This window comes from Pseudoalteromonas sp. PSi26 (assembly GCF_054960575.1).
In genome coordinates, this window is the sequence record NZ_JBHNYT010000013.1 from 1 (window position 1) to 14,598 (window position 14,598).

At 39.8% G+C, this 14,598-nt stretch carries 10 protein-coding genes; 6 read left to right on the forward strand and 4 right to left on the reverse strand.

Annotated elements, in window-relative coordinates:
• Window positions 1–135 precede the first annotated feature (135 nt).
• Both gppA and rhlB read right to left on the reverse strand, forming a co-directional pair.
• Window positions 136–1,629 carry a guanosine-5'-triphosphate,3'-diphosphate diphosphatase gene (gppA, locus tag ACFI34_RS13995; protein ID WP_462673917.1) on the reverse strand — a complete coding sequence of 498 codons (1,494 nt, stop codon included), beginning with the start codon at window positions 1,627–1,629 and terminating at the stop codon, window positions 136–138.
• Window positions 1,630–1,672: 43 nt separating this feature from the next.
• Complete coding sequence (gene rhlB, locus ACFI34_RS14000; protein WP_006792443.1) at window positions 1,673–2,950, reverse strand: ATP-dependent RNA helicase RhlB; 1,278 nt, start codon at window positions 2,948–2,950, stop codon at window positions 1,673–1,675.
• A gap of 91 nt (window positions 2,951–3,041) precedes the next feature.
• On the opposite strand from rhlB, the gene trxA reads away from it, so the two are divergent.
• Both trxA and rho read left to right on the forward strand, forming a co-directional pair.
• Window positions 3,042–3,368: a thioredoxin TrxA gene (gene trxA, locus ACFI34_RS14005; protein WP_006792444.1), complete on the forward strand. Its 327-nt coding sequence runs from the start codon at window positions 3,042–3,044 to the stop codon at window positions 3,366–3,368.
• Between the two features lie 182 nt (window positions 3,369–3,550).
• Window positions 3,551–4,810 carry a transcription termination factor Rho gene (rho, locus tag ACFI34_RS14010; RefSeq protein ID WP_006792445.1) on the forward strand — a complete coding sequence of 420 codons (1,260 nt, stop codon included), beginning with the start codon at window positions 3,551–3,553 and terminating at the stop codon, window positions 4,808–4,810.
• 64 nt (window positions 4,811–4,874) lie between these two features.
• On the opposite strand, the gene ACFI34_RS14015 is transcribed toward rho, so the two are convergent.
• Entirely contained in the window at window positions 4,875–7,685 is a 2,811-nt protein-coding gene (locus ACFI34_RS14015; RefSeq protein ID WP_462673918.1) for a tetratricopeptide repeat-containing hybrid sensor histidine kinase/response regulator, read from the reverse strand.
• Window positions 7,686–7,761: 76 nt separating this feature from the next.
• Between ACFI34_RS14015 and ACFI34_RS14020 the strand changes: the two genes are divergently transcribed.
• The gene (locus ACFI34_RS14020) at window positions 7,762–8,337 is read left to right on the forward strand and encodes a DNA-J related domain-containing protein (RefSeq protein WP_462673919.1); all 576 of its coding nucleotides are present in this window, start codon (window positions 7,762–7,764) and stop codon (window positions 8,335–8,337) included.
• A gap of 5 nt (window positions 8,338–8,342) precedes the next feature.
• Here the strand turns inward: ACFI34_RS14020 and dbpA are convergent, their stop codons facing one another.
• Window positions 8,343–9,731: an ATP-dependent RNA helicase DbpA gene (dbpA, locus tag ACFI34_RS14025; protein ID WP_033019133.1), complete on the reverse strand. Its 1,389-nt coding sequence runs from the start codon at window positions 9,729–9,731 to the stop codon at window positions 8,343–8,345.
• Between the two features lie 193 nt (window positions 9,732–9,924).
• Here dbpA and ACFI34_RS14030 point away from each other — a divergent pair, with 193 nt between their 5' ends.
• The 3 genes from ACFI34_RS14030 to ACFI34_RS14040 all read left to right on the forward strand — a co-directional run bounded on the left by ACFI34_RS14030 (window position 9,925) and on the right by ACFI34_RS14040 (window position 14,583).
• Window positions 9,925–12,012, forward strand: a complete 2,088-nt coding sequence (locus ACFI34_RS14030; protein ID WP_462673920.1) for a TonB-dependent siderophore receptor — start codon at window positions 9,925–9,927, stop codon at window positions 12,010–12,012.
• Between the two features lie 139 nt (window positions 12,013–12,151).
• Window positions 12,152–13,555: a M20/M25/M40 family metallo-hydrolase gene (locus ACFI34_RS14035; protein WP_462673921.1), complete on the forward strand. Its 1,404-nt coding sequence runs from the start codon at window positions 12,152–12,154 to the stop codon at window positions 13,553–13,555.
• An 86-nt stretch (window positions 13,556–13,641) separates the two neighbouring features.
• A complete protein-coding gene (locus ACFI34_RS14040; protein WP_462673922.1) occupies window positions 13,642–14,583 on the forward strand; it encodes a tetratricopeptide repeat protein in 942 nt (313 codons plus the stop codon).
• The last annotated feature ends 15 nt before the right edge of the window (window positions 14,584–14,598 follow it).

Sequence of the window (14,598 nt, forward strand, 5' to 3'; positions counted from 1 at the left end):
GGGGTCGCATTATAGGGAGATCCGAAAACAGATCAACCCTTTTTTGTAGAAAACTTGAAAAAACATGCTGTTCGCACGTATTTTAATCGAAACGATTACTTTAAACACTAAAAAGGCCCATAAGAGCCTTTTTAGTTAATGAACGATTAGCTTCCAACCAAGTTTACTTTGCTGTTTAGACTCTTGTTGAAGCTCACTTGCCATTAGTGGATGTTCTTTTAACCAGTCATTTTCGAATGTTAATGTTAACACTTCATTTTTAGCAGTTAATTCAAAGTTTGGCAGAACATCATCTTGTCGTCTCATTGACAAAATAACAGATACCCGCAGCAATCTTACTATGTACTGCGCAAGAAGGTTGTTTGCACCTAACGTGCTAAAACTGTCTTTTGGTATATCAGAGCGATGCGCATTAGCTACTGCCACAATTAATTTGTGCTCTGATTGTGAGAAACCAGGCATATCGGTATTTTCTAGAATATAGGCTGTATGCTTGTGATATTGCTTATATTCAATTAATAAACCGATTTCATGTAACTGCGCAACCGCCTTCAGTAGAGGTAAGCCGTTTAAATGATTAATTGGCCAATCTTCATTGATGCTTTGTGCAAGCTCAATAGCTAAACTAGAAACTCGTGATGCTTGTTTTTGGTCAACATGGTACCGACTCATGAACCCATCAACTGTTCGCTTTCTTATGTCGCTATTATGAAACTCTGGAATCATGCTATATAAAACACCTTCACGAAGTGCACCGCCTGCAAGCCCCATTTTTTCAATTTCTAATGATTCAAACAAAGCAATCAGAATAGCAAGACCCGATACAAATACCAATCGACGGTCTTCACTTAAACCTGGGAGGTCTAGCGCAGCAATGGTTTTAAATGCAATTGATTGCTCTTTTATTGAATTAAGCTTTTTTAAAGTAAGAAGGTCATCAAGGTTTTGTGCCACCATTATTTCTTGAATAGCCTGCACAGTACCTGATGCGCCTGATGCAATTTGCCACCCTGCGGCTTTGTATTCAGGTGCTATATTATCAATAACAGCTCGAGCAGCCTTTATAGCGGTATTGAAATTACTATGTGTTAATAAGCAATCTTTAAAATAACGCTCAAGATAAGTAACACACCCCATGTTGAGGCTCTTATATAAAAGGGCATCAAATTCTTTACCAATCACTACTTCGGTACTTGCGCCACCAATGTCAATAACAAGCTGTTTGCCAGTACATGCTGAAGTGTGCGCTACACCTTTGTATATGGTACGCGCTTCTAGTTCACCACTAATAACATTGATTTTATGGCCAAGGATTTTTTCAGCTTGCGTTTTAAACACTTCAGCATTAGTTGCCAAGCGTAATGTAGCTGTTGCGACTATTGTAATATTTTGATTTGGAATATCTTGTAAACGCTCAGCAAAAAGCGCGAGGCACTCCCAGCCTCGCTGCATAGCCTCAGTACTTAATACATTATCTTTATCAAGCCCTGCGGCTAGCCTAACCTTGCGTTTTACACGACCAATAGTTTGTAAACCGCCAGCCACTGATTTGGCAATAAGCATATGAAAGCTATTTGATCCCAAATCAATAACTGCGTATACATTTTTTTGCGGTATAAGTTGCCCCACCGTTCAAAAACCTCTAGTTACTACTACTTATGCAAACGGTTTATTACGACCGTCCTTTTTGGTAACTATTATTTGGGCGACGTCCGTTGTTGTTACTACGATTACGAGGACCATTTGAATAGTTGCGCTTTCTTTGAATAATAGGCTTAGTTAGGTCATCTAACAAAGCGGCTTTATCGTAATGAGATAAAGGAATGCTGTGCTCTATATATTCTTCAATTTCATGTAGGTTGTATGCATATTGCTCACACGCAAAGCTTATTGCATGTCCTGATGCACCTGCACGACCTGTTCGACCAATACGATGAACATAATCCTCACAGTCGTCTGGTAAGTCAAAGTTAAATACATGACTTACTTCTGGTATATGCAACCCACGCGCAGCAACATCAGTTGCAACTAAAAAGTCTAATTCGCCTTTGCTAAATTGCGCTAAAATGCTTTGACGTTTTTTCTGGTTTACATCACCCGTTAGCATACCAACACGATGACCATCAGCTTTTAACCACGCATACACGGTTTCACAGCTGTGCTTAGTGTTTGCAAACACAATGGCTTTATCAGGCCATTCTTCTTCAATTAAAGTTAATAAAAGCTTAATTTTATCTTCTTGTGAAGGATGAAATAGCTCTTCTTTTATGCGTTTACCGGTTTTTACGTCTGGCTCAATTTGTACATGCTCTGGATTGGTCATGTGTTCAAAAGCAAGTTCTTGCACGCGGTATGATAAAGTCGCAGAAAATAATAAGTTTAATCGCTTTGACGTATCTGGCATACGATCAAACATGTAACGTATATCTTTTATGAAGCCTAAATCGAACATACGATCGGCTTCGTCAAGCACGACAACCTCAATTTCATTAAGGGTGTAACAGCCTTGCTTGTACAAATCGATTAAACGACCTGTTGTGCCAATTAAAATATCTACGCCTTTTTCTAATTGTGCACGTTGTTTTTCGTAATCTTCGCCACCATATACTAAACCTAAGTTAAGATTACAGTGTGGCGCTAAAATTTTTGCATCTTTGTGTATCTGAATCGCAAGCTCCCGAGTTGGGGCCATGATCAGGGCTCTTGGATGTTTACTAGGTGCTTTGCTAGATTGTAATAACCGATGGCACGTGGCAGTTAAAAATGCCAACGTTTTGCCTGTACCAGTTTGTGCTTGGCCCGCGATATCGCGTCCGTCACAAATAAAAGGTAGGCATTTTGCTTGAATAGGTGTGCAATATTCAAACCCATTCTCGGTTAAACCGGCAACCACTTCCGGTGCGATAGCAAAGTCTGAAAACTTTTTATCGGTTAAATGTGTCTTAGTCATAGCGTTTAAGCATAACGTTTAAACTTGCAATAAGAAACAAGAGTGTTTAAATACGCACTAAATATTTCGCCTAACTAAATCGGAGAGCGCAATGAGCGAGAAAATAATCCAAATTACTGACGATAGCTTTGAAGCTGACGTATTACAATCAGACAAGCCTGTACTAGTAGACTTCTGGGCTGAATGGTGCGGACCTTGTAAAATGATCGCCCCTATCCTTAACGAAGTTGCTGATGAATACGACGGCCGTGTTGCTGTTGCTAAACTTAATATTGACCAAAATGCTGGCACTCCGCCTAAATTTGGTATTCGTGGCATCCCTACTTTGCTTCTTTTTAAAGATGGCCAAGTTGCTGCAACTAAAGTTGGTGCACTTTCAAAAACACAACTTATCGAGTTTTTAGATAACAACATCTAATAGACTAGAACTAAAAAAGGGCTTTTTGCCCTTTTTTTGAATTTATTTTGTATAAACACTGGACGCTATGCCAGTGAAATGCTAGTTTATAAAGCCAACTAATCCTTAGTTATATTCAACCAACCTCACTCAACGATCAAAGCGACTTTGAGTATGACAATTGTAATAAAGAACCCACCAATATGCATTTACGCGAATTAAAAGACAAGTCTATAAAAGAACTTGTAAACTTAGCTGAGTCCATGGGGCTCGAAAACGTAGCCCGCTTAAGAAAGCAAGATATCATTTTTACCATATTAAAATCCCATGCCAAAGGCGGAGAAAATATCTTCGGCGGTGGTGTGCTTGAGATTTTGCAAGATGGTTTTGGCTTTTTAAGATCATCAGAAGCTTCTTACTTAGCTGGCCCAGATGACATTTATGTATCACCGAGCCAAATTCGCCGCTTCAGTATGCGTACTGGCGACTCAATTTCAGGCCTTATTCGTCCACCTAAAGACGGTGAACGTTACTTTGCATTACTTAAAGTAAACGAAGTTAACTTTGATAAACCTGAAAATTCTCGCACCAAAATTCTTTTTGAAAACTTAACCCCACTACATGCAAACGAACGTTTCCGCATGGAGCGTGGTAACGGTAGTAAAGAAGATATCACAGCTCGTGTACTTGATTTAGCATCACCAATTGGTCGTGGCCAACGTGGTTTATTAGTAGCACCGCCAAAAGCGGGTAAAACAATGCTACTGCAAAACATTGCACAATCAATTACGCATAATCATCCTGATGTAACGTTAATGGTTTTACTAATTGACGAACGTCCTGAGGAAGTAACTGAGATGCAACGCCTTGTTAAAGGTGAAGTTATTGCATCAACGTTTGATGAGCCTGCATCTCGTCACGTACAAGTTGCCGAAATGGTTATCGAAAAAGCAAAACGTTTAGTTGAGCATAAAAAAGACGTTGTTATTTTACTTGATTCAATCACGCGTTTAGCACGTGCTTACAACACAGTTATTCCTTCATCAGGTAAAGTACTTACCGGTGGTGTTGATGCTAATGCACTTCACAAACCTAAGCGTTTCTTTGGTGCAGCACGTAACGTTGAAGAAGGTGGTAGTTTAACAATTATAGCCACTGCGCTTATCGATACTGGCTCAAAAATGGATGAAGTGATCTACGAAGAGTTTAAAGGTACTGGTAACATGGAACTACACCTTAACCGTAAAATTGCGGAAAGACGTGTATTCCCAGCTATCGACTTCAACCGCTCTGGTACTCGCCGCGAAGAACTACTTACTAAGCCAGATGAGCTACAAAAGCTATGGATTTTACGTAAAATTGTTCATGAAATGTCAGAAATTGACGCGATGGAGTTTTTAATCGATAAACTGTCAATGAGTAAAACCAATGATGAGTTTTTTGATTCGATGAAACGCCAATAAGTACGTTGAAGTAAAATAAAAAAAGCGCCTAGGGCGCTTTTTTTGTATTTATTATAATGTGTATTTACGTTTCATTGTATTTTTGTAATACGGCTTGCAGCTCTGACACAAACTGTTTAATGTATTCTTTATCTTTAATCCCTTTTTGCAATAAGGCGCTGTCTAAATTTTTCGCAGCTGAAGCTATTTCATCTAAGGCAAACATTTGTGCCGCACCTAATATTCGGTGGCTATCTTTTTGCAAAGCATCATAGTTTTCACTTAAAAAATGCTGTGTAATGTTGTCGCTTTCTAAGCTGAAACTTTGTTTAAAGCTTATTACTAAGTCACTGATATCTATGTCACTTGGTGCATTAGGTCCGTCCGAATGAACCTGGTCTAAATTTTCTGCCAAGGTTTTATAAAATAAGTCTTTATCCAATGGTTTTGCAAGGTACCCGTTAAACCCTAATGTAAGGTAGTCGTCAATTTCGTGACTCATTGCATTTGCAGTGAGCGCAAAAATTGGCCGTTGAAAACCACATTTTTTCAATAGCTCAAAGGCTGCTCGACCATCCATTATAGGCATTTGAATATCAAGAAGTACAAGGTCTGGGTATATTTGTAAACATTTCTCTACAGCTTGCTCACCGTTTTCGACTGCAATTACATCAAGCCCTAAAGAGCGCAAATAACGGCTAATAAATCTGCGGTTATCTGCATGATCTTCTGCAAGCAAGACAGTACCGCTTAGTTGCACTTTATTTTGCTCTATTTGCCCAATATCACTTTGTTCACTGGATACTTGCGCACAAGGTAAAAAGAACGAGAATTGACTTCCTTTTTTATATTCACTTTGCACGCTAATATACCCACCCATCATAGAAGCGAGCTGCTGCGATAAACTAAGCCCTAAACCTGTACCACCAAACCGCCGACTAATGCTGTTATCTGCTTGGCTAAAGTATTCAAAAATGAGTTTTAATTGTGAGGAGTTCATACCTATACCGGTATCTTTAACTATCAGTACAATACCCTGCTCTGTTTTATTTAATGCAATTAATACCTGCCCTGACTGGGTAAACTTAATAGCATTGGCACACAAATTAATGAGAATTTGTTTTACTCGCATTATATCAAGGCGGGTGTAAAACTCATCGCCCACCTTATTTTCAAGCACAAGCCTGAGATTTTTTGCTTTTGCCTGAGGGTTAAACATTGCGTGCACATCATTAACCAGTTGGACCATGTCAAAACACGAAACATTAAGCTCTAACCTATTCGCTTCTATTTTACTTAAATCGAGTACATCGTTTATTAAGCTTTTTAAATGATTACTGTGCCGTTGAATAATAGCTAGCTCATCTTTTAGCTGTTCAGGCTCGTATAAACCATTCATTAAATCATCTGTTTGTCCGAGAATCGCCGTTAATGGTGTTCTTATCTCATGGCTAACATTAGCCAAAAATTGACTTTTAACATCATTAGCTGCTCTCAACTCTTGGGCAACACCTTGAAGCTCTGCTGTGCGTTGCGCCACCTGTTCAGCTAAATATTGTTTTGCCCGTTTTTCTGCGCCGCGTCGGTATAAAGCAACCCCTGTCACTATGACTAAAAATAACAGTACAAAAATAAACACCGTTAACTGCGAACGCTGATGCATTTTTAGTTCTTGTAATTTACGGTCTTGTTTCAGCTCTTTAATTTCTTGATTCAATTGTGTGGCTTTAAATTGTTTTTCTAGCACAGCTAGGGCTTTAACAATAGAGTCGCTTCTTAATTTACGTAATTCGTTATTGTACTTTTCATGCAACTGCATTGCATTTTCGTAATTTCCCCTGCTCGCTTCAATCAAAGCGTGGGTGCCAAGCCCATCTCGCATTATGCGATCATTACTATGCTCTTCAAGTAATTCAAAAACACGTTCAATATTCGTTTTTGCCTCATCTAACATTCCCCTTACAAGCTGGACTTTTGCGAGAGTTTGCAGTGCAGTGAGCTCTAAGTTTTTGTTATCAATTTTAAGTGAATACTCTATCGCTAATTGCGCTTGCTCATACGCTAATTCCACTTTATTAAGAATAATATTGGCGTTTGCAAGGTTAGTGTACTGAGTCGCTAACTTATTCACATCGTTGACGGATAGGTAATAACGGGTTGCTAATTGGTAGTAATGCACCGCTAAATCTAGCTGGTTGCTTTCAAAATAAACCACCCCCATATTGTTATGCACCAAAGCAATACCCAAATTATCATCTAACTTGCGAAAAATTTTTAACACATCTTGATAAATACTCATGGCATTTTCATAACGAGATAAGCGTGTATACACGCCCGCTATGTTAAGTAAAATATCGCTTTTATCTTGTTCACTACCTACTTTTTCGTAAATCTCTTTTGCTTTTAGGTAATAATCAAGCGTTGCGACCAATTTATGCATACCAAAATAAGCTAAACCAATATTATTCAATAAATTTGCTTGTTCTAATGCTTGGTTATTAATTTTTGCAATATCAAGCGCGCGGGTATATTGAGTAATCGCTTGTTTAAACAAGCCCTGATAAAAAAGCGCAACACCTTGCATTTTAATTGCACGAAAGTGCTCGCTAGGAAGAAGTGATCCAGAAGTTTCTTGCTCTAATAATTTAAAGTAATTAAAGGCATCGCTAAACTGACCGCTCGACAGCGCAGTATCGGCAAGGCCTGCATATATCAGAGTACGACTTTGAGTTGTAATGCGTTGGTTATTAAGTAATGTGTTACCTAACTCAAGCTTTGCATCCCATTGTTGTTGTTGTTTAAACTCTTCTAATAATGGTTCTGATTGTTGAGCATAACTTGGCAAATAGAACAAACTGCATACAATGAAAAAGAGGCACTTGAGCTTGCCATGCATAACTTTAATCCTTCAAATTGTTACGTGTAACAATGTAATCTGTACTGAAGATACACTAAACACTAGGACCAAAACAATGCTTAACCCACTGATTGACCGAATATTTGACTTAATATTAACCCAAAAAGTGTGGCAAGTTCATATCCTAGCAGCTGAACTTATTAATTGTGGCGCAATTAAGCCTCTTGATAAAAACCCTGAACGTGATTTATTTAAGCGTAATTTTTTAATTATGAATGCACTGTACCAGCTGCAGGAACAACTTCACCCTAAAAGTCTCTTAATATCAACACTTCATATAGAACTCATTGAAACGGACATAGAAAACTCTGCAACGGTTAAATCAAGCTTAAAAGATTATTATTTAGACTGGGGCAATTACGAAGCAAGCGAAGAGCAGATTAATGAACTACTCACAAGCTTTTGGCAGAAGTTTAAGAAGGTAGAGGGCACGCCAACTTTAACAGAAGATCACTTTGACGCACTTTTGGCGAAGTGGCAGCTAACAAATGATTTTTCGCTGAAAGAATTACAAAAACGTTGGCGACAACTTGCACTGGCGCACCACCCAGACAAACCTGCTGGCTGCGAGAATGCATTCAAGCAAATAAAAGTAGAGTACGAGCAGCTTAAACCGGCTGCTCGCTCATAACTTGATTAACGCGTTAGGCGACGAGCACGAATTTTGCGCCCTTTTATATTACCTTCGGTTAATTTACGAAGTGCCGGTTTAGACGCATTACGTTCAACAGCTACAAATGCGACGTTATCAAGAACATTTATTTTACCTACTTGACGCCCAGCAATACCGTCTTTACCCGTTAATGCACCTAAAATATCACCAGCACGCACTTTTTGCTTTTTACCTGAATCTATCATCAGAGTGACCATTTCTGGTTTGTACGGTGGTTTGTCCAACAAATTATATGAAGGCATTGGCTCTGGCTCAAAGTCGCGCTCATAGTGATCACCAATTTGCGCTACTTTAAATTGCTCTGCATCACCATAAATTGAGCAAGCAATCCCTTTTTTACCCGCGCGACCCGTTCGCCCGACACGGTGAACGTGTGTTTGCGGGTCATGTGCTAAGTGGTAGTTAATTACCATATCCATATCGTCAATATCTAAACCACGCGCGGCAACGTCTGTCGCGACCAAAATAGACGCACTTTTATTAGCAAAATGAATCAAAGTGCGCTCTCGGTCGCGTTGTTCTAAATCACCATGCAAAGCCACAGCGCTGAAACCTTCATCGGCTAAATCGTCGCACACTTGCTGCGTTTCTACCTTGGTATTACAAAACACAACACAGCTTTGTGGTGTAAATTTAAGTAATAGTAATTTAAGTGTTGGATAGCGCTGTTTGTTATTATCCATTTTGTAGAAGTACTGTTTTATTGTGCTTTTTTCTTGCTCTTCTTCTACTTTAATCATTTCTGGGTTACTAAGTACACGCTTTGCTATCGCTTCGATTGCGCGTGGAAAAGTAGCACTAAATAAAAGCGTTTGGCGGTTTTGTGGGATACATTCAATAATCGCATCAAGGGTATCTTGAAAACCCATATCAAGCATTTGATCGGCTTCGTCTAGTACTAATGTTTCTACATCATCTAACCGTAATGTCCCTTTGCGAATATGGTCATCTACACGCCCTGGTGTACCAACAATGATATGTGCTCCGTGTTCAAGCGACCCAATTTGTGGGCCAATTGAAACACCACCACATAGCGTTAATATTTTAATATTATGAATACCGCGAGCAAGTTTACGCATTTCAACAGCTACTTGTTCGGCAAGCTCACGTGTTGGGCATAATACTAACGATTGAATACGAAAACGTTTTACGTTTAATTTAGCAAGCACACCTAAACTGAACGCAGCCGTTTTACCTGAACCCGTTTTTGCCTGAGCAATGATGTCTTTACCTTCAAGTACAGGAGGCAAACTTTGTGCCTGTACAGGTGTCATGTGGGCGTAGCCAAGCGTTGATAAATTATCAACAAGTCCAGCTGGTAAAGCCAAAGATGAAAAAGCAGTTGAAGTCACAGTAAATTCCATAGCAGTAAAAATAACGCGGGAAAAGTCCCACTAAATATGTCGCTAATAATAGCAGAATTCGTTATTGGCAACCATTAGCAAACACATTATAAAATATTGTTAATAAAAACACATTGCAAATGATATTTATTTTCATTAAGATTTCGCCTTACTTTTTACTATACTGAGCTGGAAGCATCAAATGAAACTGAGTTCCCTTTACATCGCACTATTGGCAACAATAACAACAAATGCATATGCAAATTCTACCGACCTTGAACATATAGAAGTCAAAGGAAGTTACTTTAATGACTACAAAGTAGATAACGCAAATGGTGCAATGAGAACGTCAACTTCATTACTCGATACAGCTCAATCAGTGACTGTAATTGGCGACATTATTATCAACGAACAACTTGCAACAACATTAGGTGAAGTACTTTCAAATGATGCAAGCTTAACGGCCGGTTCAAAACAACGTAACCGTGAAGTATTTAACTTACGTGGATTCGAACTCAGCTCATCAACCGGTTATTTACGCGACGGGCATCAGCATTGGTCGCACTATCAACAACCCATTGAAATTTTACAACAAGTAGAGGTTATTAAAGGCCCATCAAGCATTTTATATGGTCAATCAGGTCCTGGTGGCCTAATTAATATGGTCACTAAAAAGCCGACAGCACAAACATTATTTAATGCCAGTGCCGATGTAGAACAGCATGGTTCAACACGCTTTATGATAGATGCTGCAGGCGCTTTAACGGATGCAGAAGATTTACGTGCACGCGGTATTTTAGTTAAGCAAGATGTTGATTACTGGCGCGAATACCAAAACGGTGAAAACCGCGAGCGTGACCGCTTTTTAGGTGCGTTGATTGTTGATTACGATATTAGCGACAATGCTCTAGTTCGAGTTCATTATGACCGCACAGACGACGAAGCAGGTTTAGACACCGGTGCATGGATAGACGACAACGCCAACGTTATTGGCGGCGATAAAACTATTCGCGATATGTCTTGGGCGTTTACCGACATAACGGTAGAAAATGCGGGCATTGATTTTCAAGTATTTTTAAACGATAACTGGCAAGTAAAGCTGGGTTATAACGAACAAACATTTGAACGCCAACGTTTTGAGTCAGCGCCACGTAAGCCGAGTAATTTTGTTGAAGGCGACAGCTATGAGTCTCGCCCTTACGACCGATTTGACGACTGGCAATTTAAAACCGCATTTATCGACTTTATCGGTGAATTTGAAACAGCAGGCGTTCATCATCAATTACTCATTGGTGCTAACTCGCTTGATTATTATTATGGCCAAATGCGTACAGTACCTTCTCCTGAAGACTATATATATTTTTCTGCTGGTCAAAACGAATCGGCCCGCCCAAATATCAGCTATAAAACACCGGATAGAACAAGCGAAACAGAATACGACTATTACGGCATTTATGTCCAAGACTTAATCACGTTTTCGCCACAATGGCAGCTATCGCTTGGTGGCCGCTACGATAAACAAACACGTGAAGGTGCAAATAATGAATCGTTTGTACCAAAAATAGGTGTTCTTTATCACCCTAATGCATCAGCTACCGTATACGCGAGTTACTCTGAAGGTTTTGAACCACAAGGCAGCGAGGTTATTGATAACCCTTTTGATATAAATGATGGTATGAAGCTTAACGCAGTTACCTCTGAGCAAAAAGAAATTGGCGTTAAGTGGCAATTGTTTGATGATCGCTTAATGCTAAGTGGTGCGCTTTTTGACATTAGTAAAAATGGCACACTAGTTACAGAAACACTTGATGTACCAGTGGGTGATTTAATCTCTGAAACAAACCAAATTGGTGAACAGCGCCACAAAGGCGTTGAACTAACAGCGCAAGGTGCGGCAACTGACCGTTTATTCGTAATGGCATCGACTATGTATTTAGATGCTAATTACGAGCGTGACGAAGAATTGGAAGGTAAGCGCCCTACCGATGCCCCTAAATGGTCTGCATCGCTTTGGACTCGTTACGAACTTAACGACGCGATTGCATTTAATGCCGGTGCATTTTACGAAGGTGAACGTTTTGCAGATAGTGACAACACGATTATTAAAGATGCCTACACGCGTGTCGATGTAGGCGCAACGTATAAAATTAATATCAGTAACACCGATGTTAACTTACGTCTAAACATAGAAAACCTATTTGACGAAGACTACCTAGCCGGTGGTGGCACAAACAACGTAACAATAGGTGAAGGCACTAACGTAAGACTAGCTGCACAATTTAGCTTTTAATTAAGCGCTTTAATTGCGAGCCCGCGCTTTAAATGCGCGGGCTTTTTTGATCACTTTAAGTCACTCATTCATCTCATCTATTTTTTTACGTCTTTATTACATGTTTTAATAGCCGCAATCATAAATAAGGCTAATTACCATGAAAAATCTCATCACCGCACTACTCCTTACCAGTAGTATGGCAGCTACTGCCAGCAGCAACGAATTTACAAGCAAACAATTACAACAAGTAGATGAAGTACGTACCACAGCCCTTAATAGCCACTTAAGCTATGAGCTATTAGAGTCACTAACAACCGAAGTTGGCCCACGTTTACCTGGCACCGAAAACGACAAAAAAGCCGTTGCATGGGCGCAAGCTAAATTTAAAGAACTGGGCTTTGATAAAGTATGGCTTGAAGAAGCGACCTTTCCAGAATGGCGCCGCTACAGCGAAAGTGGAAAAATATTAACGCCTAGCGAACAACCTCTTCATTTAACCGCACTAGGTAATAGCATAAGCACACCTAAAGAAGGTATCAGCGCACCGATTAAATTATTCGAAACACTTGATGAACTAAAAGCAGCACCGGCTAATAGTTTAAAAGGCAAAATTGCTTACATTAACTACAGAATGAATCGCGATATAGACGGCAATGGTTATGGACCCGCTGTAAAAGCACGTGCCACCGGAGCAATTGAAGCATCTAAAAAAGGGGCAGTTGCCTACATGATGCGCTCAGTAAGTACAGGTCATCATCGTTTTGCCCACACCGGCGGAAGCTATTATAAAGAAGGCGTTAAAAAAATACCTAACGTAACCATTGCTAACCCCGATGCCGATCAAATTGCTCGCTTAGTCGCTTTAGGCAAAGATGTATCGGTCAATATAAATGTACAAACCGAAAACCTTGGCGAAGGCACTAGTTACAATGTTATAGGCCAATTTAACGGTACCGAAAACCCAGAGCAATACGTATTAATTGGCGGACATTTAGACTCATGGGATTTAGGCACAGGCGCACTTGATGATGGCGCCGGCGTTGCATTAACTATGGCGGCTGCTAAACATATTAGCGATGTAAAACGCCCTAAACGCAGTATTCGCGTTGTCCTTTTTGCCGCTGAAGAGCTTGGTTTATGGGGTGCAAAAGCGTACTTTGCAAAACATAAAAACGATTTACACAATATTGTTGCTGCCGCAGAGTCTGATTTTGGCGCTGATGTAGTTTACGGTTTTGAATCAAATGTAGATGCAGCGTCACTGCCTGTAGTGCGCGCTATCGCAAAAGAGCTTGCCTCTTTAAATGTTGAGTACATTGGTAAAAACCAAGCCAACGGCGGACCCGATCTAATTCCATTTAAAAATGCAGTCTCGGCACCTATTTTTGAGCTGGCCCAAGATGGTACAGACTACTTTGATTACCACCACACCGCTGACGACACGCTTGATAAAGTAACGCCAGCAAAGCTTCGTCAAAATACAGCAACCTATGCGGTATTTGCGCTTATGGCAGCAGACGCAAAAACAACGATTAAACCAAAAATAACAACAAAAGAGTAACGGACATACTTACTTACAGTTTGTTGCTTTAAAAAATATGCCCCTTGTTTTACTTTAATAGAAATTAAAACTCGGGGCATTATTGCATGCTGCTTTTTAACACCGGTCAGTCCTTTCCTCACTTTTCACAAACGCAGTCCTGCCCAAGCTGTCAAAGCGATAGCTATCATTTAGTAAACCATAGCAGCTACTTACGTTTTACGATTATTCCAATAGTACCGTTAAAGCTAAACTACAAGCGCGAATGCTACCAATGTGGGCATAACGAAGCCATTAATATAAAAAAACTCCCCTTAATTGAAAAACTAAGCCTGCCAAAATACGGGATTGGCTTAATTTTATTATTGTGGGTAATTGCATATTTTTTTCAACAATACACTGACAACCAAGCACTCAAATACAACTACTTAAATAACCCACAGGCATTTGATACGTACTTAGTTCACGCTGATAAATTTACTCACGAACCATGGACACTGACTAATTTAAAAGTGGCCCAAGTGCTCAGCTTTGACGAGCAATTTATTACTTTTCAAATAAGCAATTACAGCTATAAACGCAACCGAGGCATAACCACGGCAATGCGCACCAGCTTATTAGTACAACGCGATTACTTTTCAACAAACACAATTACCTTACCCCGTGATGAGGTGAAGCGCTTATATAACAATGACGTGATATACGATGTACTGCGCCCACATGCTAATAGTTTGTATGGCGGGTTTGTGATGTTTCCGCCTAAACCAAAGCCTTTATACAAAGGTTTAAAGCTAGATAAAAATAACCAGCAAGGCATTATGTACTTTAAAGATGGGCAATTTGAAGAAGCCTTAGAGAGCTTTAAACTTGCTGCAGAGTCAGGCTCTCAATGGGGGCAGCTTAACCTTGCACAAATGTACCGAGACGGTCAAGGTGCAGACAAAAACACACAACAAGCTATTTACTGGTATAAAAAAGCAATTGCTCAAGGTAATAGTAAAGCAGCTTACGAGCTTGAGCAGTTGTGTAAATTTATAAAGTGCGAATAAATTATGTAGGGCAGT

Coding starts and splice junctions, on each gene's coding strand:
- ACFI34_RS14020 (WP_462673919.1), top strand. CDS start 7,762: ATGCTTAACCCACTGATTGACCGAATATTTGACTTAATATTAACCCAA.
- trxA (WP_006792444.1), top strand. CDS start 3,042: ATGAGCGAGAAAATAATCCAAATTACTGACGATAGCTTTGAAGCTGAC.
- ACFI34_RS14035 (WP_462673921.1), top strand. CDS start 12,152: ATGAAAAATCTCATCACCGCACTACTCCTTACCAGTAGTATGGCAGCT.
- ACFI34_RS14040 (WP_462673922.1), top strand. CDS start 13,642: ATGCTGCTTTTTAACACCGGTCAGTCCTTTCCTCACTTTTCACAAACG.
- rho (WP_006792445.1), top strand. CDS start 3,551: ATGCATTTACGCGAATTAAAAGACAAGTCTATAAAAGAACTTGTAAAC.
- ACFI34_RS14015 (WP_462673918.1), bottom strand. CDS start 7,685: ATGCATGGCAAGCTCAAGTGCCTCTTTTTCATTGTATGCAGTTTGTTC.
- rhlB (WP_006792443.1), bottom strand. CDS start 2,950: ATGACTAAGACACATTTAACCGATAAAAAGTTTTCAGACTTTGCTATC.
- ACFI34_RS14030 (WP_462673920.1), top strand. CDS start 9,925: ATGAAACTGAGTTCCCTTTACATCGCACTATTGGCAACAATAACAACA.